This is a genomic window from Sutcliffiella horikoshii (assembly GCF_021991925.1).
Lineage (GTDB): Bacteria > Bacillota > Bacilli > Bacillales > Bacillaceae_I > Sutcliffiella_A > Sutcliffiella_A horikoshii_F.
This window is the reverse complement of sequence record NZ_RXZI01000005.1, coordinates 226,152-247,593: the sequence shown is the minus strand read 5'-3', so window position 1 is coordinate 247,593 and position 21,442 is coordinate 226,152. Positions and strand designations below refer to the sequence as shown.

Annotated in this window: 28 protein-coding genes and 2 pseudogenes; 3 read left to right on the top strand and 27 right to left on the bottom strand. The window is 41.0% G+C overall.

Annotation, left to right across the window (positions count from 1 at the left end):
* Positions 1–242 precede the first annotated feature (242 nt).
* The 15 genes and pseudogenes from EKQ44_RS14885 to EKQ44_RS14810 form a co-directional block, all read right to left on the bottom strand.
* Positions 243–392 (bottom strand): hypothetical protein, encoded by a 150-nt coding sequence (locus EKQ44_RS14885; RefSeq protein ID WP_237664328.1) that lies wholly within the window; start codon positions 390–392, stop codon positions 243–245.
* Positions 393–534: 142 nt separating this feature from the next.
* A pseudogene (locus EKQ44_RS21635) lies at positions 535–2,467 on the bottom strand (endonuclease MutS2).
* A 665-nt stretch (positions 2,468–3,132) separates the two neighbouring features.
* Positions 3,133–3,597, bottom strand: a complete 465-nt coding sequence (locus EKQ44_RS14870) for an NUDIX hydrolase (protein WP_237664325.1) — start codon at positions 3,595–3,597, stop codon at positions 3,133–3,135.
* A gap of 2 nt (positions 3,598–3,599) precedes the next feature.
* Positions 3,600–3,965 (bottom strand): hypothetical protein, encoded by a 366-nt coding sequence (locus EKQ44_RS14865; protein WP_237664324.1) that lies wholly within the window; start codon positions 3,963–3,965, stop codon positions 3,600–3,602.
* A gap of 87 nt (positions 3,966–4,052) precedes the next feature.
* Positions 4,053–4,523, bottom strand: a pseudogene (locus EKQ44_RS14860) (N-acetyltransferase family protein).
* A complete protein-coding gene (locus EKQ44_RS14855) occupies positions 4,523–5,293 on the bottom strand; it encodes an aminoglycoside adenylyltransferase domain-containing protein (protein WP_237664323.1) in 771 nt (256 codons plus the stop codon). The pseudogene EKQ44_RS14860 and the gene EKQ44_RS14855 overlap by 1 nt, the downstream one beginning before the upstream one ends.
* Positions 5,294–5,319: 26 nt before the next feature.
* Positions 5,320–5,709 (bottom strand): class III extradiol ring-cleavage dioxygenase family protein, encoded by a 390-nt coding sequence (locus EKQ44_RS14850; protein ID WP_237664322.1) that lies wholly within the window; start codon positions 5,707–5,709, stop codon positions 5,320–5,322.
* Complete coding sequence (locus EKQ44_RS14845; RefSeq protein ID WP_237664321.1) at positions 5,710–6,207, bottom strand: DUF4367 domain-containing protein; 498 nt, start codon at positions 6,205–6,207, stop codon at positions 5,710–5,712.
* Positions 6,208–6,222: 15 nt separating this feature from the next.
* A complete protein-coding gene (lepB, locus tag EKQ44_RS14840) occupies positions 6,223–6,843 on the bottom strand; it encodes a signal peptidase I (RefSeq protein WP_237664320.1) in 621 nt (206 codons plus the stop codon).
* A gap of 101 nt (positions 6,844–6,944) precedes the next feature.
* A complete protein-coding gene (locus EKQ44_RS14835; protein WP_237664319.1) occupies positions 6,945–7,157 on the bottom strand; it encodes a hypothetical protein in 213 nt (70 codons plus the stop codon).
* A 72-nt stretch (positions 7,158–7,229) separates the two neighbouring features.
* A complete protein-coding gene (locus EKQ44_RS14830; RefSeq protein WP_237664318.1) occupies positions 7,230–7,892 on the bottom strand; it encodes an HAD hydrolase-like protein in 663 nt (220 codons plus the stop codon).
* 26 nt (positions 7,893–7,918) lie between these two features.
* Complete coding sequence (locus EKQ44_RS14825) at positions 7,919–8,272, bottom strand: cupin domain-containing protein (RefSeq protein ID WP_237664317.1); 354 nt, start codon at positions 8,270–8,272, stop codon at positions 7,919–7,921.
* Positions 8,273–8,275: 3 nt separating this feature from the next.
* Positions 8,276–8,515, bottom strand: coding sequence for a hypothetical protein (locus tag EKQ44_RS14820; RefSeq protein WP_237664316.1), 240 nt, complete (start codon positions 8,513–8,515; stop codon positions 8,276–8,278).
* A gap of 146 nt (positions 8,516–8,661) precedes the next feature.
* Complete coding sequence (locus EKQ44_RS14815) at positions 8,662–8,910, bottom strand: DUF2552 family protein (RefSeq protein WP_010194233.1); 249 nt, start codon at positions 8,908–8,910, stop codon at positions 8,662–8,664.
* Positions 8,907–9,242: an iron-sulfur cluster biosynthesis family protein gene (locus tag EKQ44_RS14810; RefSeq protein WP_237664315.1), complete on the bottom strand. Its 336-nt coding sequence runs from the start codon at positions 9,240–9,242 to the stop codon at positions 8,907–8,909. The genes EKQ44_RS14815 and EKQ44_RS14810 overlap by 4 nt, the downstream gene beginning before the upstream one ends.
* 166 nt (positions 9,243–9,408) lie before the next feature.
* On the opposite strand from EKQ44_RS14810, the gene EKQ44_RS14805 reads away from it, so the two are divergent.
* Entirely contained in the window at positions 9,409–9,621 is a 213-nt protein-coding gene (locus EKQ44_RS14805) for a CDGSH iron-sulfur domain-containing protein (RefSeq protein WP_063560517.1), read from the top strand.
* A gap of 182 nt (positions 9,622–9,803) precedes the next feature.
* Here EKQ44_RS14805 and EKQ44_RS14800 read toward each other — a convergent pair whose 3' ends face one another.
* From EKQ44_RS14800 to EKQ44_RS14755, 10 genes are all read right to left on the bottom strand, one after another.
* Positions 9,804–11,138 (bottom strand): MATE family efflux transporter, encoded by a 1,335-nt coding sequence (locus EKQ44_RS14800; protein WP_237664314.1) that lies wholly within the window; start codon positions 11,136–11,138, stop codon positions 9,804–9,806.
* A 21-nt stretch (positions 11,139–11,159) separates the two neighbouring features.
* The gene (locus EKQ44_RS14795) at positions 11,160–11,930 is read right to left on the bottom strand and encodes an ABC transporter ATP-binding protein (RefSeq protein WP_237664313.1); all 771 of its coding nucleotides are present in this window, start codon (positions 11,928–11,930) and stop codon (positions 11,160–11,162) included.
* Positions 11,927–12,754: an ABC transporter ATP-binding protein gene (locus EKQ44_RS14790; RefSeq protein WP_237664312.1), complete on the bottom strand. Its 828-nt coding sequence runs from the start codon at positions 12,752–12,754 to the stop codon at positions 11,927–11,929. The genes EKQ44_RS14795 and EKQ44_RS14790 overlap by 4 nt, the downstream gene beginning before the upstream one ends.
* On the bottom strand, positions 12,751–13,605 hold the full coding sequence (gene nikC, locus EKQ44_RS14785) for a nickel transporter permease (RefSeq protein ID WP_237664311.1): 855 nt from the start codon (positions 13,603–13,605) through the stop codon (positions 12,751–12,753). Before nikC ends, EKQ44_RS14790 begins: the two co-directional genes overlap by 4 nt.
* Positions 13,605–14,555: a nickel ABC transporter permease gene (nikB, locus tag EKQ44_RS14780; RefSeq protein WP_237664310.1), complete on the bottom strand. Its 951-nt coding sequence runs from the start codon at positions 14,553–14,555 to the stop codon at positions 13,605–13,607. The genes nikC and nikB overlap by 1 nt, the downstream gene beginning before the upstream one ends.
* A 64-nt stretch (positions 14,556–14,619) precedes the next feature.
* Positions 14,620–16,152 (bottom strand): nickel ABC transporter substrate-binding protein, encoded by a 1,533-nt coding sequence (nikA, locus tag EKQ44_RS14775; RefSeq protein WP_237664309.1) that lies wholly within the window; start codon positions 16,150–16,152, stop codon positions 14,620–14,622.
* Positions 16,153–16,170: 18 nt separating this feature from the next.
* Positions 16,171–17,043, bottom strand: coding sequence for a DMT family transporter (locus EKQ44_RS14770; protein WP_237664308.1), 873 nt, complete (start codon positions 17,041–17,043; stop codon positions 16,171–16,173).
* Between the two features lie 243 nt (positions 17,044–17,286).
* Positions 17,287–17,904, bottom strand: a complete 618-nt coding sequence (locus EKQ44_RS14765; RefSeq protein ID WP_237664307.1) for an HAD family hydrolase — start codon at positions 17,902–17,904, stop codon at positions 17,287–17,289.
* Positions 17,905–17,922: 18 nt separating this feature from the next.
* Complete coding sequence (locus EKQ44_RS14760; RefSeq protein ID WP_237664306.1) at positions 17,923–18,084, bottom strand: hypothetical protein; 162 nt, start codon at positions 18,082–18,084, stop codon at positions 17,923–17,925.
* Positions 18,085–18,184: 100 nt separating this feature from the next.
* Positions 18,185–19,030, bottom strand: coding sequence for an SPL family radical SAM protein (locus EKQ44_RS14755; RefSeq protein ID WP_237664305.1), 846 nt, complete (start codon positions 19,028–19,030; stop codon positions 18,185–18,187).
* A gap of 102 nt (positions 19,031–19,132) precedes the next feature.
* Here EKQ44_RS14755 and EKQ44_RS14750 point away from each other — a divergent pair, with 102 nt between their 5' ends.
* The gene (locus EKQ44_RS14750) at positions 19,133–19,372 is read left to right on the top strand and encodes an HPr family phosphocarrier protein (RefSeq protein ID WP_010194213.1); all 240 of its coding nucleotides are present in this window, start codon (positions 19,133–19,135) and stop codon (positions 19,370–19,372) included.
* Positions 19,373–19,417: 45 nt separating this feature from the next.
* Here the strand turns inward: EKQ44_RS14750 and EKQ44_RS14745 are convergent, their stop codons facing one another.
* Positions 19,418–19,741, bottom strand: coding sequence for a YolD-like family protein (locus EKQ44_RS14745; protein ID WP_237664304.1), 324 nt, complete (start codon positions 19,739–19,741; stop codon positions 19,418–19,420).
* Positions 19,742–19,781: 40 nt separating this feature from the next.
* Positions 19,782–21,038: a Y-family DNA polymerase gene (locus tag EKQ44_RS14740; protein ID WP_237664346.1), complete on the bottom strand. Its 1,257-nt coding sequence runs from the start codon at positions 21,036–21,038 to the stop codon at positions 19,782–19,784.
* A gap of 185 nt (positions 21,039–21,223) precedes the next feature.
* On the opposite strand from EKQ44_RS14740, the gene EKQ44_RS14735 reads away from it, so the two are divergent.
* Positions 21,224–21,418 (top strand): YqzH family protein, encoded by a 195-nt coding sequence (locus EKQ44_RS14735; protein WP_237664303.1) that lies wholly within the window; start codon positions 21,224–21,226, stop codon positions 21,416–21,418.
* The last annotated feature ends 24 nt before the right edge of the window (positions 21,419–21,442 follow it).

Here is a 21,442-nt window from a genome sequence, read left to right as displayed (position 1 = left end):
CCCGTCACAATTGACCGTTTTTTGGCTCTCTTTTTAACTTGAGTATATCTCCGAGACAACAATCCCGGCACAAGGAGGGGAAATCACAGCACAACTCAGTGTAATCCCTTCACAATATTAAAAAATTCCAGCATAACGGTGAGTAATCCCGTCACAAGAGGAGCCTCAAATAAAGAAGCACCCAGAAGTATCCTACTCCTTTTAAAAGAGCTGTCACTTCCAGGTACCTTCATTTACTCAACCTATTCTTCGTTCGTTTCACCCGTATTCGTTTCATTTTGTTCCATGTTTGTTTCGTTGTTGTTGTTCATTTCTTCATTATCAGCGGCGCATCCAGTGGCAAGAGCTAGTAATAATACGGAAGATGATAAAGCCAAAAACCATTTTTTCATGATCGGACTTCCTCCTTGAGCTATGCTTGTTTTATTGGATTACAAGTTCCATCATACAAAAAATCAGAACCAAAAAAAGCATTTTTACCAATAATTCACAACAACTATACATTGTTTACTTCAGCTTTACACCTCCAAAACATCAGTCGTCCGACTCTTCCAAGATCACCTCATCCACATGATGCTTTTTCATCTTGTTCCTAAGTTTCCGGTTTTCTTTCGATTCAAACACAATATCCATGTCGTAATCATCCGTGTATAGATCTTCCGCTTTAATATAAAGAGATAGTCGCTTGTGGTTAAAGGTCTCCATCCGTCCTTTTACCATCACCTCCACATCCCCTTTTTCATCAGCCGGCTTATAAACGATACCGAACTCCCCAAGAGAGGCAATCCTCACATTGTCGCCCTTCTTAAATATGATTTCCTGTTTGGTCTTCTCTTTTTCCGGATGCTTCATCTTTCTGACATACTTGCGATTCATCGCTAGTTGCCTTTCGAGTTCATGTCTTGGTCTATCCGTTTTTCCACTGTAATCTTTCACTTCTTTATAGGTTATTTCGTGTGCTCTTTCTATTAACTTAGGGTGCATGCCTAGACGCAAAGCGATGGCAAATGCCTGACTGTCTCCTCCTTTTCCAACGATAAGGCGGTATGTCGGTTTTAGGGTGTTCACGTCAAATTCCATCGATCCGTTACAGAAGCCCTCCCGTTCATTTGCGAACTCCTTGATTTCACTATAGTGGGTCGTGGCAAGCATCGTCGTTCCCTTGTTATATAGTTCTTCTAAGATGGAAGTGGCGAGCCCCATCCCTTCCGCTGGATCTGTTCCGGAACCTAGCTCATCCAAGAGTACCAGGGTTTGCGGTGTGGATTCTGCCAAGATTTCAATTATATTTTTCACCCTGGAAGAGAACGTACTCAATGACTGTTCGATACTTTGCCCATCGCCTATGTCCACCAGCACTTTGTGAAAGATGGCAATCTCGCTTCCTTGTTCAGCAGGGATATGCAACCCACACTGAGCCATTACCGTTAGTAGGCCCACCGTTTTTTATCGTGACTGTTTTTCCTCCAGTGTTCGGTCCTGTGATAACAAGTGCATCGTAGTCCTCACCTATGACCAGGTTTAAAGGTACAGCGTTTTTTCCAAGTAAAGGATGTCTCGCCCCGGCTAATCGTATGACATGATGCTCATTTATCTGAGGTGACGTTCCCATTACCATTAAGCTGTGCTTTGCCTTTGCAAAAATAACATCATAACTGACCATCAACTCCATCGCCAGTTTGATTTCTTTTTCATGCTCTTGTACCAAACCAGTCAGCGCAAAAAGAATCTGCTCCTCTTCGGCCTCTTCCTGATACTTCAGCATACTGATGGAATCTTGCATAATACTGATTTCTTCTGGCTCCATGAACACGGTGGATCCTGAAGCAGATACATCCAGCACAGCGCCCTTTATATTATTTTTATATTCCTTTCGAACAGGAACAACATATCTGCCATTTCTAGTACTAAATAGACTCTCCTGAAGATATTTACTGTATTTGCTCGACTTGACCAATTGCTCGATACGGCTTTTAATTCGTTCCTCCAAAGTGGAAATCTGCTTTCTTACCTTCAGCAGCTCCTTGCTTGCGTAATCATCCACCCTCCCGTTTCGAATGCAACGGATGATTTCTTCCGCCACGTGAGAAAGCTCTACGACGGAATACATATAGCTTGTGATAACAGGTGCTGCAGATTCTTTGTCTTTCATAAATCGCTTAAGTTTTTCAATGGTATCAAGGAATTCGTATAGACCAATCAGCTGGTCTGGCCTGAATGCAATCCCTTTATGGAGATTTTTGAGAATATACTCAATGCCTTGAAGTCCATGAATTGGCACGCTTGAACTAATAGAGAGTATCTTCTTCCCTTCTGTGACTTCATTTAACCAAGCTTCAATCTGTCTTTTATGAATGGATGGTTCCAATGCCATTACCGCATTTTTCCCTGGTTCTGAAATGGCAAGGGATGCCACATCTTTCTTCAAATCTGTAAATTGTAATGCTTGAATCGTTTCGTTATTCACTGTTTTTCCTCCTAGTAATTAGTTAGCAATTTGGTTGGTGCAATCACTAATTCCGTGCGAGGAAATGAAAAGATAAGAGCAAAGTCCGCAGTTTTATTACATATGCTCTGTAAAAACATACCATTGATTTTTACAGCAACCTAGCTGTTGATTGGAGCAATAGGCGAAGACTCCTAAGGGAGATAGCGTTTAGGGGAGACCCCGCAGGCGTAAGCCGAGGAGGCTCCCCAAACGCCCCCTAGGAAAGCGAAGCCTGGTGCGGAAATTAACAGCGGTGTTTAACAGAGTCATTACATAAAAAAACACAAAGAACAACACTCGTCCTTTGCGTTTTGAATGGTAGTTTTAAATTTGAATGCAGGATAGGCATATAAATACCTATACTCATGCTGTAACTATCATTTTATGAAGCAGGCGCAAACCCGTGTTCTTAACATTTCGCTATGAGAAAAAAAGCGTACTCAAACAGAGCTCGATAAAATCGAACTTTTCTCTCATATCGCACGTATTAGATTACGTTTAGTTAAGAACTACCTTTTCCATAAAACAAACTCCTTCTGTTTGAAGATATATCCATTATAATAAATGTATTTCTAAATGTCACGCCTATTTTTCCTTTATCTAAATTGCTTTAATAGGGGACTTTGTATGTGTTTCATTGAAACTCAGTTACTTACCACATAGTGCTCCGTTTTATCAGGTATATTCATCAATGCCTTTTTCAGAAATTCCGGGTAAAGGATCACGTCTTCCAGCTCGTCGATTGGGATCCATTCATAGATTAACCTTTCGCCTTCTACACCATGAAATGGTCCAACTGGTATGGGTTGTTCCATCTCGTTTGAAACGATGTAGTAAAACCCGATTTCGTGTACTTTTTTCCCACGATAGTCAAAAAAGTTTTCAACCACCCATACCAGTCTTTCAATAGTCATGGATATATCCAATTCTTCCTTAAACTCCCGTTGTAGGCTGACTGATGATGCTTCGTTCATTTCGACTCTCCCGCCAGGAAGGGACCAAATAGTATCATCACTTGCCCTATGAATTAAAATGCGGTTGTCCTTTATCCAGATGCCCGCCACTCTATAATTGAATACTTCTTGTTCAGTATGAAAAACGACATCCATGGTTATGCCCCTCCCTTCAACAAGCTTATTGATTTTGAGATTTCTTCCGTTAATGCCAACTGAGTAGGAATAATCCATATCAGAATGGCAACAAGCAATAGAAAATATATCGCAGCATACCTTTTCCAGTGTTTTTTTGGTCTAGACTCCTTGAAAGAACTCACTAAAAAAAGAGTGGTGAACAATAAAGATAATGAATAAGTCAAATTCCAATAATTGTCTGCCTCTATGATAAGTATGATTGCCTTCATTGCTTCATTAGCAGGAAGATAGATTACATGCTCTTTTACGAAATGTCCTTTTTCAATCGTTAACATTCCATTTTCATGAAAAGTATAAGAATATCCAGTCAAATTGAAACTTGTCATAGTCGTAAGTACCACGAGGCTTATATATATAAGAAAGCAAATGATAAAAAAATAGAATTTTTTCAGTATAGAGTCCCCTCTCCCATCCTATAAGAATTTCTTAAATACCACCCGATCTTGCCCCACGCCATCATAATTTTGATGGATAGGGATGCCGTTCATACTCATGTCTCCATCCTGCATGCTAAAATCCATTTTTGTATGAAAGAGGATAGAGGTTGTATTCACAGGGGAGGTCACGCAGCTCACTTCCTTGCATCCTTTTTCCTTCACCGTCTGGAAGAAGTGCTCGTAAAGTGTTCTTCCCACATTCTTTTCACGATTCTGTGGATTTACGCCAACAAAATGTATTTATGCCTGTTCCGCATGGGAAGGAGAAATGAAACCTATCAAAAAACCAATGGTTTCTCCCTCACCTTCCATGATGAAACTTGTGGCTTTAAAATGATGGATAAATAACCTTGGTAGCATATCGGCCATGTCCCTACCGCCCCACCACGTATTCAGATTGGTTGAAATACGAAGGAAATCGCCATTTTGGATATTTCTAATGTTCATCAGTTTAGCTCCTTCTGATATTTTCCCATTTCGCTTTTTATGTAGTCGCGCACGTTCCTTAACTCTTCTATTTGGAAATCACGCATGATTTTTCCGTGATAACCTTCCATCACTTTCAAAAAGGTTCCCTGGAACTCTTTGGGGAATGAAGACAGCCCATACTCTCCCGCTTCTTGCTTGGAAGAAATAACCCCTTCTTTTACAAACCAATACACCCTAACCAGATTCAGCACACAATAGATAGGATCTTTTTCAATGTTCTCCAAACAATCCCGGTAGTCTGCAAGAATAGAAGATAGATAGTGATCATGTGGAATAACGGGAAACGCCTCTTTGATTGGTGGTCCTTCAAAGCTTATCCCTTTCTCATTCAGTATGGTTATATGAGCGGCTAAATCAGGGTCAGTTTTAAGACTTTCGTTGATTGCTTCCAATTGACCTGTTGAGAGTTCCTTCTCGAACCTTTTTCGCCATGCTTCACTATAATGGAATTCGTAAGGACATGGGTGAATCCAATTCCTTAGTTGCTTTTGTGTTAAAAAGCTTATTTCAATTGGATATGGGTCGTTAGAATAAGCAAGTAAAAAATTCGCTAGTTTGCATTGAGTTTCTTTATCTAGGGGACTTTTTATTACTACCAATATGTCTAGATCACTTCTTGCTGGATTAAAGCCACCCATCGCCCAGGAGCCATGAATATAAAGACCAAGGAAGTTTGCTTTGGTTATATATTTGATGGTGTTTGTTAGTTTGTTAAAATAATAATCCATATTTATGTTAATCACCTCGAAGGATGCTAGTCTTCAGGAAGCGCCAAAAAATAATGACGTACCTCCTCTGGCAATTCCTTTACATCTAATACTTGTAATCTACTTGTACCTGGTGTAGTCATGATTAAATAAGTTTTCTCTTTGTATTCAAAAAGGGTAAACTGGGTTATTCTATTTGGTGTGTTTTCAAGTTGACTCATAAAGTCGTAATCCTTTTCCGAAAAATTTTCATTATACCCTTCAAGCATTAGTTCAGCAGATTCTTCAAAACTTTTTGAGAAGCGGATGGCTTGATAAAGTTCTAAAGAATTTTTGGGTGTATAGAACAGGACATAATATATCGCGACTCCTGCAACCATACAACCTATTAAAATGGAACCAATGATATTATATTTTTCCCCTCTCCATTTTTCCATTTAGCTATCTAGCTCCCACGTAAAAGCTTCTGCCATTTGAATCAACTGCTTCTTACTTACTTCTTTGGGGGTTAGTTTATAATAGTAGGTAATTTGGTAGTGAATATCATTCTCTTGCCATGCAAGAATACGTTTTCCTTCTTCATCAGATATGAAGGCCCCGTTTCTTCCCCCTATTTGCACTTTTTGTTGCTTCATTGACTCCAAGCCTTCCGTTTCTTTAGCACCTATATACACGTCTATATACTCCTTGTTTATATTAGACAAGGTAACAGTCAAGCTCTCTTTGTCTGCATCCAAATTACGCTGGGATACTTCCATTTCTTCAAAAGGAACCTTGGTTGGTATTTTCTTTTCAAAAGGGAGATTTTCCGCTGCCATATAGAACGGCTGTTGATCATATTCATATAGTTTTCCGTTCCAAACCCACCATCCAATAAACAATCCCACCATGAAGGTCAATAGAAGGGCAAAACTTATCATTCTTTTTTTAAACATCCATTCGCTCCCTCACTATTCAAGCGTATTCAACTTATTAAATGGATAATAACGAAGAACCACTTTCCCCATTACATTTTCTTTTGGAATGGAGCCTATTTCCCGGCTATCCCTACTGTCATTACGGTTATCCCCCATTACAAAAACGTGGTCTTTTGGAACAATTACTTCATCGAATGGATACAGCATCTCTTCTTGTATGTATGCTTCCTCCAGCTCTTCCCCATTGCGGTAAACCGTTCCCCCGCGATATTCGATTTTGTCTCCTTCCACGCCTATCACTCTCTTTATCCAGTAGTTATTCCCCTGCTGTTCTTTTAATAAGGTACTAACGAGTGGGCTTTCCTTAAAGTTATCCGCCAGATTTCTTCCGCGATCTACCCTGCTGTCTATTACTACAATATCATTATATTTCGGTTCGAGGCCCAGCATATAACCGCTCTTGAAAATGAGCACTTTATCGCCTTCCTCCTTATGAGCCCAAACATCTTCCCCAGTCAAGGTTGGTTCCATGGAGCTTCCTTTCACCGTAAAAGGCTGGACGATCAATGCACTGACAAGAAAGGCAAAGAAGAGTCCGATCACACAGGCTTTTCCCCAACTAATAATTTCATTTCTAAGTTTTTTTGTTTTCATATGTATCACCCTTGGTCTAAGACGAATTAATCGTACATTTGGTTCATTACAGAAAGAAATGCGATCAGAAGTTCTGATCGCCCATTAACACCAACTGCCAGCTATTCTCCGCCACACTTTTTGCACTTATGTTCCTTCTCAATGATGCCTACTGCATCCCATGCATACGCTCCCTCGTTATATTTTAAGTCGAGTTCCTCACCGCATAAGAAACAAGTCGCTCTCTCACTCAGTCTTGATTTATAGATAACGAAATAGGCTATTGTTGCAACAATTCCCAATGTCCCGATAAGCATTAGTATAATGTACCCCATACAAAACCCCCTCCCAATTTCTACAAACCTATTTACGAAATCTAGAGGAAAAGGTTTCGACTTTTCTAATTATTATTCTACCATTTGTAATGCTAGCTGTTTTAACTCTTCGAAACTATTTATTACCATATCTGCTTGCTCCAACTCTTCTTTTTGTGCAAAATCAAACCTGCATCCAATAGCCTTTAATCCATTTCCTTTTGCCGCATTTATGTCAGAGAGGCGATCTCCAACTACCGCTCCATGTTTAATGGAGTATTTTTTGACAATCTCCCCTACCAGTTTCGTTTTGTCCAAGGAATCAATTTGATCAATACTGAATACTTCTGTCACCCAGCGGTTCAGACCATATTGCTCCACTATCGCTTTGAGGTACGGAGTTTGTCCATTGCTTGCTATATATATATCCAGGTTCTCTTTCCTCAAAAATGCGAGAACATTTGTAACACCAGGATAAAGCGCTCCATTTCCCTTATGTATATTGTCTATCAGCTTTTCATGGAAAATTTTATTTGCTTCTACCCTTATTTCCTGAGAATGGGATGGCAAAAGAGTTTCCCACACTACAGGCAGGGGCACTCCCATAATCCTTCTGTATGTATCGATAGGAGTTGGTTCTTCTGAATGCCAAACGTTCATGTCCGCTAACAGCTGGAATGTATCATCCAAAGCCTGCTCTAGTATTCGATCGGTTTGAAAGAGAGTTCCGTCCATGTCAAAGATTATTGCTTGCATTGTTATGCACTCCTTTATCTTGTTGTCTATTTTTCTTGAAGAAGGGAGGTATCAATTGACTCTGACTCTATCACTAAAGCAAGCATTCCTGATTCGCTTCCAGATTCATGCCATTCTCCCTCTTTCCAGATAACCCCTTCACCGTTTGTGATAGGGATTCTCTTACGATCTGTTCCCGTTACCCACCCTGCCCCTTGGACGATGATGAACAACTGCTCTACACTTGCTTGATGGTATCCCACCACACCGCCAGCTTCTATTTGAATAAACCCGACGCTAGTTTCCTGCTTGTTTCTAAATACTTTTATAAAATTCGCCGCTTGTGAATCATATTGTTTTATCGGGAATCCAATTTCTTTATCAAACCGAAAAAATTTCATTGCTCACACATCCTTTTCTACTTTTTTAAGCTTCTCCGTCAAGTAATTATCATAGGCATCCCTAACTGGGTCCGGGGCTTTTGTGATTTGTGCAAGTCTTGTTTTTATGTCGAGTAACAGTGTTAAACATCTTATCAGAATGCCTAATATTATGGCACATATTAGAAAAATTGCGATTTCACCCGTAAAAGCTAACCCGATACAAATGAATGCAGATAACAAAATCCAGCCAAATAGTTTCATAGCGCGTCCTCATTTTTTATATTATTTTGAAAATATACTTGTAATTATAGAGAAGATTAGGGATAGAGTAAATAATTGGTTTACACATCCTCTCAACACAAAAAAGCCGAAGAACAAAGTTCCCCGACTTTTCGGTTTGACCTATTTCAGCCTAGCACATCCGTAATCCCGTCCATATTCTCCGAAATCCATTCAACCGCAACATCCAGGTTCTCAAACTCCTGAACCTCGAATGTTACTTCATCCTGAAGGAGCCATACGTCTTTGTCTTCATGATTGATGCCACCAATCGACCAGTGCAACAGGCTGTATGGATGATTATGATTTAAGAAGGATGCCCACGTTTTGGATTGGGCCACATTTTTCAATGAGTTGATTTTCCCCCCATTGCTCATTTTGCCCCCTCCACTACTAATAAACTCATGCGTGGATTCAAGATTTGGCTTGGACATTTCAGCATGTAGCAGTTTGCACTTTCCACAAAATCAACGGTCATGTCTTCATCAAAAAAGACCAGCTTTGACTTTTCCATTAATAAGGGACCGACGTTTGTTTCCAACTCCACATCATCTTCGTCCTTTTCCGGTGTGATCCACAGTGCGGAAACTCCGCTAACGACGCAGCCACACCCATCTGTATCATATTTTAGCTTCAACCATTTTCCTTCTTGGTTTTCAAGCTTTGCTTTTACTCTTTCTGCTGCTTTCTCTGTAAACGTTACTTTCACGTTTCATGCCTCCAACTGTTTCATTGTTAGCCTGATTGTACCATATATTGCTCATTAGTATAACTAGAAGGCATTTGGAAAGGATGGTAGTGGATAAGTTCTTGTTGTCAAAATGGATAATTGTAGGTACGATACTAATATCTTTATTAGAAGGAGGAGATTACCAATGTCAAAAGTAACAATTAAAGTAATGGATAACGGAGGCTTCCGTGTAACAGGTGATGTAGAGTTAATTGATGCAGAAGGAAACAAGTTTGAGGATAAGCCGGCTTTCACTCTTTGCCGCTGTGGGCTATCTAAAAAGTTGCCATACTGTGACGCTTCCCATAAAGGGAATTTTGAGTCCTGTGTTCGGGCTGCTCAAGTTTTGAATGACTGATTTGGTGCAGCCGTAACCAGTAAAGCTATAGCTTGGAGGGGAAAACCACTTCCCCTCCTTTTTTATGGGTTCTTTTCCCGCCGTACATACAACTACTTTCACCGAATAGAGTTAGAAAGCAGTAAAAAGTCCAATTGCCGACTTTTTACAAGTATATAGCAACAATCTTTGAGAAAAGAGCCTTATGGAAAATTGAGTCGTTGGAGTTTCGGAAGGTAAAAGGATAGAAAGATAGAACGTCCCAGACTGAAAATAACAAAAGCAAGCCAAATCCCCTGATTTTCAAATATAGGTACGAGTAACCAAGTGACAAATAAATATACAAGTAGTGCTATGAAGATAGAGTTTCTAATAGATTTGGCGTCTGTCGCTCCTGAAAATATCCCTTCTAGTTGCAACCCCCAAAAACCTACAAATGGGAATATCACCATCCAAACCAAGTTTCCAATGGCCATAGCCCTCACAGTGTCTATACTGGTAAACAACCCGACAACACTATCTCCAAATAGCAACATGAGAACAGCCAGTGTTAAAGCAGTTCCTAACCCCCATACTGCAGACAGATTTATTGCTCTTTTAAATAGGAATGAATCTTTTCTACCTACTGCCCTGCCCGTCAAAATACTGGACGCATTTGCAAATCCGCCAATTAAATAAGCCATTATATAATGAATTTGTAGCAAAATGGCATTGGCTGCAAGCGTCACCTCTCCCATACCGGCACCCTTGGATGTGAAAATACCGGTCATGATCAACAAACATACCGTTCTTAAAAAGAGGTCTCTATTAACTTTTACCATCTTCATCAAAGGTTCCGGATCTAAAATCATCCGACGATTCACATTGGAGAACCCTATTCTGTTATGTCTGGCAATGAGGAACCCACCAAAGAGAACGGCACTTATTTCAGAAGTAAGTGTGGCATAGGCCACCCCAGCTACCCCCAGTTCCAAAACCAATACAAAGACAATGCTAAGGGCTATATTCATCATATTCATGACTAATTGGGTGGCAAGCGATAGCCTTACCTTGCCCATCCCTATTAGCCACCCAATAAACACATAGCTCATTAGGATAAACGGGGCACCCCAAATGCGAATAGAAAAGTAAGTCGAGGCAAAAGAAGTTACCGCCTCGCTCCCTCCTATTACATTTAATGAAACATGAAGAATCGGCTTTTGAAAAATAATAAAAAGAAAGCCGAAAATTATTGCGATAATCATCGGTCTTAGTAACGTTAAGATGGTTTCATAACCTTTATTAGATCCTTGTGCCTGTGCAGTAAAGCCACTTGTACTTACTCTTAAAAAACCAAGTAGCCAGTACATCGTATTGAAGATGACAGCACCAATCGCCACCCCACCTATGGAAGATGGATCAGGCAACCTTCCAACAACCGCCGTATCGACCGCTCCAATTAGCGGTGTGGTGATTCCCGCTATAATCAGGGGGAACGCCAATGCTACATACTGCCTGTTACTAAAAGCTGCTTTCTCTTTTGCTACTACTACATTCATTCCTTCTTTTCCTTTCTGTCCTTAAAACGAAGCAGCCTTGATCAGCGCCTTCGTATATTCGTGTCGATTACTGAGGTAGAGATCTTCCAACCGGAATCGGTCCACCACAAGCCCATCTTTTAAAACAATTAAATGGTTACATAAAAAAGTGACAGCTCTAATGTCATGCGAAATGAAAAGTATCGTCATTTCTGTTTTTTCTTGAAGCTCCTTTAGTAATTGCAGGATTTGCTTTTGAACGGTAACATCGAGGCTTGCGGTAGGTTCATCACAAATCAGAAGGCCAGGTTCTAGACTTAGTGCCCTGGCAATACTGACACGTTGCTTTTGCCCTCCACTCAACTCGCCTGGAAAACGCTCCAATAAATGTGTTTCTAGACCGACCATTTCAAGGAGTGACATCGCTAGTTCTTTGCGAGATGCCTCTTCTCTATTTATAAACAAAGGCTGGACCTCCTTGAAATTATCTAATGGTTCCAAAACACTTCTCCATATTGGAAGTTTAGGATTAAGAGTGCTGTTAGCATCCTGGAATACCATCTGGACTTGTCTTCGATACTCCCGTAACGACTCTTTCTTTTTTGGCACGATTTGACTCCCTTCAAATGTTATGTGACCCACCTTATATGGTTGAAGACCCACTAGTACCTTCGCAAGCGTACTTTTTCCACTACCGCTTTCTCCTACAATCCCCACACACTCTCCTTTGTTTACAGCAAGAGACACATTGTCCAGGGCTTTAACTCCTTTGGAATAATGGATGGAGAGGTTCTCTACGATTAATTGACTCATATAAACATCACCTTCTCTCTAGTTGGCTGAACCCCGCTTCCTTCTCCCGGTAGAGCCAATACACAACCACATAATTTTTTCGTATAAGGGTGTCGATGATCACATCTAATCACTTCGGGAGTTCCACTTTCTACAATCTCACCATGTTCCATTACATATATCTTGTCCGTCCGCTTGTAAGCCTGTGTTAGATCATGTGTGATCATGAGAACGGCACATCCCGTCTCTTTTCTCATTTTTTCAATATAATCCAATACCTTTTCCCCACTCATGACATCAAGGGCAGTGGTAACCTCATCGCAAATTAGCAACGATGGCTTCAACGCAAGGGACATCGCTATCGCAGCCCTTTGTACCTGCCCTCCACTTAATTGAAAAGGATAACTTCTATACACTCTTTCTGCTTCTAGACCCATTCCGGTAAGTACATCCACTGCCATTTTTTTGGCTTCTTTTTTAGAGATAGGATTATGCGCCCGTATGGTTTCAATAATTTGTTTTCCTATTCGGATAAAAGGCGTGAAACTCCCTCTGTAATCCTGAAAAATAATTCCTATCTCTTTCCCAAGAAGCTTACGGTGTTCCTGATGTGACAATTCTAATAGGTTTCTATTTTTATAGAGGATTTTTCCTTTTGCATTCATCTGTCCTGGAAGCAGATTCAAGATTGTTCTAGCCGTCATGCTTTTCCCGCAACCACTTTCCCCTATCAATCCAATCATTTCCCCTTTAGCAATCTGGAGATTCAATTGGTTGATGATTGCCTTTGATTCATTTTGTTTTTCCACGACTAATTCTTCAATAGTAAGCAATGGTTCACTCATCGATTATCACTGCCCTTTCTAATGTCAAAGTGATCTTTTAATCCATCTCCCAATAAATTGCATGTTAAAACAGTTATCATGATGGCAAGACCAGGATAAATCATGAGGGAAGGTAATGCTTGAAAATATCCTCGCCCTTCATTCAACATTGCCCCCCATTCCGGAATAGGCGGTTGTGCTCCAAGTCCGATGTAGGATAAAGCAGAAATCATAAGTATCACCTTACCTACGTCAATGGCTGCCATCGCAATGATCTCCGGCAGTACTTGTGGCAAAAGGTGCATGCGAATGGTTTTCCATGTACTAGAGTGCGAAATCTTGGACACAAGAATATACTCTTTTTCTTTTTCTGCCATCACCAGACTTCGGACTACTCTCGCATACATAATCCACCTGACTAAAATGATGGCGACCACAATATTGGTCAGGTTCGGACCCAATATGCCGGCAATAGCTATCGCCAGGATAAAATCAGGAAATGCCAAGATGCCATCTATTATTCTCATGAAAACGGCATCTACTTTCCCTCCTAGATAACCGGAGAATAGTCCGATGGGAACACCAATTACTATTGCAAGGAAAATTGCAAGGAATCCAAGCCCTATGGTTAACTTGGCTCCATACAAAATTCTCGAAAAGACATCTCTGCCCAATTGATCTGTCCCAAGCCAATGGATGGATGAAGCCTCTTTTAGCCTATTTCCCATATCTATTTGGAAGGGATCATGGGGAGCCAATGCACTTCCAAACAAAATGACACCAGCCAGGAGGCTCGCTAAAATGGAACCAATCATTAAATTAGGATTGCGAACAAGACTAGTAGTTTTCCATTTTATCGTCAAGCTTTCCATTAACTTATCTCCCTTCCATGCCTAATCTGTGGATCGATGATTAAATAGAGCAAATCTACCATTAAATTGGTCATGACCACTAAGACGCCTACCACCATAATGTATCCTTGGATTAACGGATAATCCCGTTGCATCACTGCTTGTACAATCATTTCTCCCATACCCGGCCAGGAGAATAGTATCTCAATTACGGTAACCCCTCCGAGAAGACTGCCAATACTCAATCCAAACATAGTCACAAGCGGAACGAGACTACCCCGTAAAGCATGAAATAATAGAATCCTTCCTTTTCCCAATCCCCGCGCATAAGCCGATTCGATATATGTACTCTGCAAGGTAGATACGAGCCTTTCCCGCAATATTTTTATATATAAAGGTGCCATCGCAATCCCTAGAGTGATAGAAGGCAGGATAAAGTGGGAAAGCGTTCCCTTTCCCATTACGGGAAGTAAGTTCCACTTTAATGAAAAAAAGTAGATGAGTAGTAACCCAAGCCAAAAGCTAGGGATAGACGCACCGAGTATGGCAAACCATCTGCTGATATAATCCGGCCACCGCCCTTCGTATACTGCCCCTAGTACACCGAGTGGTATAGCTATTACAAAAAGAGCAACCAGGCCTCCTAGGGATAAGGCAAAGGTCGCTGGTAGTTTATCCAAAATGATTTCCAATACTGGCCGTTTAGAGATAATAGATTCTCCTAAATCCAATTGCGCTACATTCCATAGCCATTGAACATATTGGACTAAAATCGGTTTATCAAATCCATATTCCTTCATGACCCTGTCTTTATCGTCTGTGGTTGATATAACATCATCCACTTTCAATAATGCCCTGACCGGGTCTCCCGGGGTTATTTTCATCAGGACAAATGTTGCGAAGGAAAGTATAAGAACCATAATTATCAATTGGAACAGCCTTGAGCCGATAATAAAAACAGCCTTCTGCATTTTTCCACCCACTTCTATTCATGAAGAAAAGTGAAAGTATCTAGGATACTTTCACTTCATCATTTTATTTTACATCCATTTTGTTTGTTATAAGGTAGTATTCCTCTGATCCTGGCTCCCAATCTTTCACTCTATCATTTACGCCTACAATAATGTGCGGGTGCAAGATGAAGGAGTGAGGAACCTCCTTCTGAATGGTATTCACAGCTTCTTTCTGTAACTCCATTCTCTTTTCTAGATCTGCTGTAGTGTTTAATTGTTCGGTTAGTTCATTTAATTCCGGAATATTTATTTGGCCAGGATTCAACGCCCCCTCCGGCAAATAAGCAACATTAAGGAAGTAACCGCCATCCCCACGGGGAGCCGTCAGGTTAGAGTATGTCACCATATCCCATTCATCCTGTTGCTCCCATAAATAACTATCAATATTTTCAATAGTGACAATTTCTATATTAACTCCGACAGATGCAGCTTCCCCCTGTAAGTATTGGGCTAGCAAGGGAAGTTCCGGTCTTCCTGGATACGTTGCCAGTTTAAGCGTAAGCACCTCTCCCTCTTTTTCCATCTTTCCGTCCGCGTTCTTCTGATAGCCTGCCTCTTTCAACAGCTCTTCCGCCATTTCAGGATCATAACTGATTGGTTCCGTTTCACCCGCAAATGCAAAGTTAGGATTAAATGGGCCAGCCGCCTCTGTTGCATGACCATTCATAATTTCCTTTACTGCCACTGGACGGTTCACTAATAGGTCCAATGCTCTTCTCACATTTACATCCTGCAATGCAGGGTTAGCATTGTTATAGAGTAGGAAATGGACACGAAGGCTTGGTACCGACTTAACCCTTAGTTTATCGTTGCTTTCAATTGGCTCCAACGACTCAGGTGGAAGATGATAGGCAATATCTGCTTCTCCGGATTGAAGGGCGAGTGCCCTAACGTTTCCATCTGAATTAAATTTGATTTTCACTTGATCCAATTTTGCTGCTCCGTCCCAATAATCCTCATACCTTTCTAAGTTCACTTCCGTTTCTGAGGTGAAACTTGTGACCTTAAACGGACCAGTCGCTATCGGTTGCACTGCAATGTTGTCAGTATCCACTTTAACGATGGAGGCATTTGTATGTACCAACTCGGAAAGAAAGGCCGGGTATTCCTCTGTATTGACAAACGTTATTTCCTGTCCGTCCGCTTCCATTGACTCGATCTTCAAACTAGATGAGATGGCTTCATTCGTTTCCAGCACCCGCTCAAAAGAAGCTTTCACCGCTTCCCCATCAACTGGTGACCCATCATGAAAAGTGACACCCTCCCTAATCTTAAAAATCCAGGTTTTTTCATCTTTTCTCTCCCATGCTTCTGCCAGCCATGGCTGAATTTCCAGGTTTTCGTCAATTCGAACCAATGTTTCTGCCACTCCAGCACGCACCCCCATCCAGTCCTGGTGCGGATCCATTGTTTTAGAAGCAAAACTGAATAGCATCGTTACAGACTTTTCGTTGGATTCTTGTGAGGTTGTCTTTTCATTTGCGCTACTGCAACCTGTGATTGTTAATAACAATACGATGAAAATGGAAAATATCAGTGAATTTTTTGATTTCATATTTGTCTCTCCTTTTACCTATTCAGCCTTCGCCAGACTCGGTTTTATTTTAGCTTCAGAGATCTTCAGTCTGGAAAGCGCAATGGATGCGCCAATGATTAATGCACCACCTACTAGTGATAGGACTCCTAAAGTCTCTCCCCAAAAAACAAATCCCCACATGACATTAAAGAAAATCCCTATGTATCGAACAACCTCCACTACCATGATATTTTCATGTGTAAATGCACTCGTTAACACGAGCTGTCCTATTAGTGACACCACTCCGATACAGAGTAGATAGAACCATCCAAGAGGCGTCGGCCACACAAACTCATTCCACATGAGAGGGAGAGATACCAGTGTACCTGATGCGAGAAAATAAAAAACAATCTCATACCTATGATGTCTCGTGCTCAAATAACGAATCGAGGTAGCTGCACATGCCGCTAAAAAAGCGCTGAGAATTCCTACTAGTGCATAAACAGTATACGAATCATAACTAAGTGGGTTTATCAAAAGCATCGCACCCACAATAAATATAGGGAACAACATTAACATGTTCCTATTCATTTTCTCTTTAAGAAAATTGCCGGAAAGCATGATGGCAAAGAAGGGGGATAAATGTGCGAGAATACTTGCATCCCCAAGAGGAATATGGGCAATGGTAAAAAAATAAGCCAACAGATAAAGTGCTCCAAGGGCTCCACGTAACACCAGCATCGGAATGCCATTTCTTGAAAACGTCACTCTCGCTTTCCGCATAAGGAAGAAAATAAGAAAGGCTCCAATAAAGCTACGAAAAAATACTATTTCAGACACTGGAATGGTTTCACTTGCAGCTTTTACAAAAACATTCATTATACTAAATGTTAATGATGACCCAATGGCTAGTAGGATCCCTTTATTCAATACTCCCCCTCCTAGAAAAGGCTTATAAACCCTGTAAAATAGAATGACTACGATTTAAATACCATGCTGTTTTTTGATCCTTTTAAATAATTCTAGAATAAAGCGTAATGATTACTATTTGCATTTTTCACTATACACCTCCCCTTTTAAACCGTCAATAACAAAATTAAACGACGCGTATCATCGCATAATAAAAAACCTTGAAGAATAAACATTCCTTCAAGGTTTTCACATAAGTGAAAGCTAAAAAATTTCTTCCAGATCGTTAAGTGAATGAATAATATAATCATATTCTTCCACTTCTCCAAATCCATAACTAGCATAGACAAAAGGAATACCCGCTACCTTCGCTGCTTGCTGATCTCCTATCGTATCCCCTACATAAACGGGGTTTTTAAGTTGATTGCGTTCCATGATTAATTTTATATTTTCACCTTTTGAGAGTCCTGTTCTGCCTGGATTCTCATAGTCAATAAAATAAGCCTCCAATTGATGATATTTATAAAAAGCTTCTATGTAGCCTTCTTGGCAATTGCTCACAATAAAAAGTCTGTATTTTTGAGATAAGTTCTCTAACACTTCTTCTATATGATTGTAGAGCTGTCCCCCTTTTTCCTCTAAAAGCACTCTCTCCGCTTCTCCGCATTTGTTCAACAACTGAGTGCGGCTTTCTTCTTCTAAGTCAGGGAAGAAATGTTTCCCTATATCATGCATTTGAAGCCCCATGGTAGCTTTGAAATCATCACTTGTTAACTCTTTTTCGATTTGATTTTCTTTTTTCAGGATTTCATTCCAAGCTACCAGTACCGTTTCCCTAGAATCCCATAACGTACCGTCTAAATCGAATATAATGCTGTCCATTCATTACTCTCCTCCCTTTTACTTTATCCTTCTTTCCAGGTCATCTATTCTTGCTTCCAATTTTTCTATCTGCGTTTTCTTTTTAGCAGAAGAACGCATCATCACTATGATGACAATAATAAAGGTTAACGGGACAAAAAAAGCAAACAACTGAAAAATCAGGTCTCCAAGGGTTATCATCTATCTATCACCTCTATAACTAGAACTGTTTTTCTATTGTATCGTAAGTGGACATTTTTTTCGTCATTTAAGTACCAACTATTTAAAAGGATTTGCTCTCTCATTTTTTGATTTTTTGTTTTGTGATTGGTGGAAAGAACCCCTCTGGACTTCGGACAACTTGTTCTTCAGGAAACACCTCACGTACCTTCTCCAATACCTCTTGTTGAACATTTCCATCTAACCATATTCCCTTCTCTATGTCCTCATACTTTTCATAAATACCTAAACGTTCCGTTCGCTTGCCTCCACTTCCGTCCCCCGTAAAATCATCCACACATACCCTGTCCACTGTTCCCTTAAGCTGAAAAATGAAATCTTTGGAAAAGGGCAAGGCTGGTGCAATGGCCACCTGGGTTGGCACTCCCACTTCATGTAACGCTTTTAATGCCTTCATCCTTGCAGGAATGGGTGGTGCTGCTGGTGAAAATCTTTTACGCACCTCTTCTCGGTCCGTTTCTATGGTGATGCTCACCATCACGCGGTCTCCCAATTTCTTTAGGAGGTCGATATCTCTTGTCACCAATGGGCTTCTTGTTTGGACAAAAAGAAAATCCGGCGGCTCTTCTGCCATTACCTCTAAAAGGGTTCGGGTAACCTCTTCCTTTTGTTCCACTGGTTGATAAGGATCCGTACTGGATGCCATAAAAATGCTGATGGGCTGTTCTTTTTTTCTCAATAGCCGCAGTTCTTTCGCTAGCTTCTCTTTGACATCCTTCTTCACATCCACCCAGGTTCCCCATTCCTGTTTGCGAAACAGACCGACCGGGCTTTGTCTGACATAGCAATACGAACAACCAAAAGCACAGCCGATGTAGGGGTTAAGAGTGTGGGTATAGCCTTTAAGAAAGCCACTTGCTTTGGTCAGAAGTTTTTGTGGTGTTTTTTCGGTTACTTCTACTCGCATCCTTTCGCACATTCTCCTTTCCTTTACATCAATATTTTTCTCTTGTTGTTTCCATCTTTTTCTTTATACTTAAAGTATCACATTACAAAGGGGTAGATACATATGGTACTTACGGTGCTAAAGCCTATTTTTGCTGAGTCTGCAAGCAATCTTGTGAATACAATCAGTTCTTATTCCGGAACGGTTTTATTTAAAAAGGAGCATTGGGTAGTCGATGCAAAGAGCCTGCTTGGTGTATTGGCACTAGCCCTTCAGCCAGGACAGGAAGTAGAAGTGACTTCTGATGAGGGCGAAGAAGTATTTGAGGCCATTTTGGCATTAGGGTATTTTGAAAAGAAATAAAAAAGTGAGCATCCTTCCTCATGCGTGGGAAGGATGTTTTTTATGTTAGGAAATATCCAAAATATCGTCTACACATAAACTGCCTGCTTCGCCGAATTTATCGACCACGTGCAATCGTCTTTGGTAAGCATCAAGATGATGTACCGCTCCTACAAATAGATGGTACCTTCTTTTTTCATAATAGGTAATGGTTACTTCTTTACCCGTTTCCATCGCTTCGCAAAACAGTTCATTCATTTCTTCGAGCCGCTGTTCGTCCATTTCCGGCTTGGTTTGGTATAGATCTTCTTTGGTCCAATCGCGCAGCATTTTGACATGCTCTGGTAGCATCATGGACGTCCATTTGATCGTTCCGCGATCTCGTATCATCCTCATCATCCTTTCTTAAGTTCTAGTTATGGCAACTCCGCTATGCCTTATGTCCACCAACCAGCCTGCTTCTATGCACAGCAGTTCCGGCATTGGTATAGGACACAGCCCGCAATAGCGCATTGGTCCCGTACTTTCCGCGGATGGTGTCCATTACATAGCCCAATTCCCGCTTTTTCGGCTGTTCGAGTTCAAATAGGCTCAGCTGCATTTCGCTATCCTCCACGATATTGGAGAGGGAGACAGCAATTTTCCGGACAGTTTTTGGTTCATAGTTTTCCTCGAATAGCTCAAGACAAGTACGGTATAAGTCCATCGTGACATTGCTTGCCCGTTCCATCGTTCGGGAGCGGTAGAATCCACCGCCGAGTTCATCGCGACTATAGCCGATTCCAAGGCTGATGGTGCGACCGGCTTTGCGGTGATGGCGTGTTCTTCTGGCGACTTCCTCGCAGATTTCCAGGATGACCTGTTTGACCTCCTTGGGGTCTGTATAGTCGCGCATTAGAATCTGGCTTTTACCAAAGCTGATTTGACCCTGTATGATTGGGGCGCCAAGCTCTGATAGATCAATCCCCCAAGCGTGATAGTAGAGTTGATTTCCCATCACACCAAATTTTTTCTCCAGCAGCTCGAGGGGGTAACTTGCGAGCTGTCCCACATTGAAAATTCCCATTCGATTTAATGTTTTTTGCACTCTCGATCCGATTCCCCACATTTCACTGAGCGGGGAAAGTGGCCAAAGCTTTGTTTTCACATCTTCATAGGTCCACTCAGCAACGCCCTTATTCTTGGCTTCAAGATCCAGGCAAAGCTTTGACATCAGCATGTTCGGACCAATTCCGATGGCGCATGGAAGCTGAAATTCCCGCTCCATGTCCTCTTTGATTTTTTCAGCAATCGTAGTGGCATCTCCCCAAAGCGCCTCCACCCCGTCGACTTGTAAAAAGCTTTCATCGACACTATACGTATGGATGGCATCCTTTGGCACATAACGGTTGAAAAGCCGAGTGATTTCTGTGGAGATGCGCAGATAGGTTGCCATCTTGGGGTTCACTATATGGATGCGTTCGTCATTTGGAATCTCAAACCGACGGGAACCCGTCTTGATTCCAAATTCCTTTTTCAACATGGGAGAGGCCGCAAGTACGACACTCCCCTGTCGTTCCGTATCCCCAACCACCGCCAAGTAGCAAGTGAGTGGATCGAGTCCCATCATCACTGCCGAGCAGCTGGCATAAAAGCTCTTCATATCTACACATAAAATCTTGTTGTTTGGCATCTTGCTGTAATCCATGTCCACGAACTTTCACACCTCACTAAAACAGAAAGTATGTTCGTATTAGTAGTATATACCCAATAATAAGCGAATATACGTTCGGTTTCAATGGTAAATTCCACTACATATTTCGACAAATGTCATTTTGATGTTCTTGTTTAGGGAGCAAAACCTTTATAATAAAGGATAATGAGGTGAACAATGTGGAAAGAAACTTAGTGAAAAAAATGATCCGAAATTGTTTTATTCAATATCAACATGATTTTGAATCCATTCCACTTAGTGAGGAAGAGTATGAAAAGATGGCAAAGGAAGTAAACCATATAATGACTGAACATCCTATATCGGATATATTTGAAGTGGTCCATGATGTGGTATATGAGTATTTAAGCAAGTAGTAGCACTATTCCAATAAGGAATGG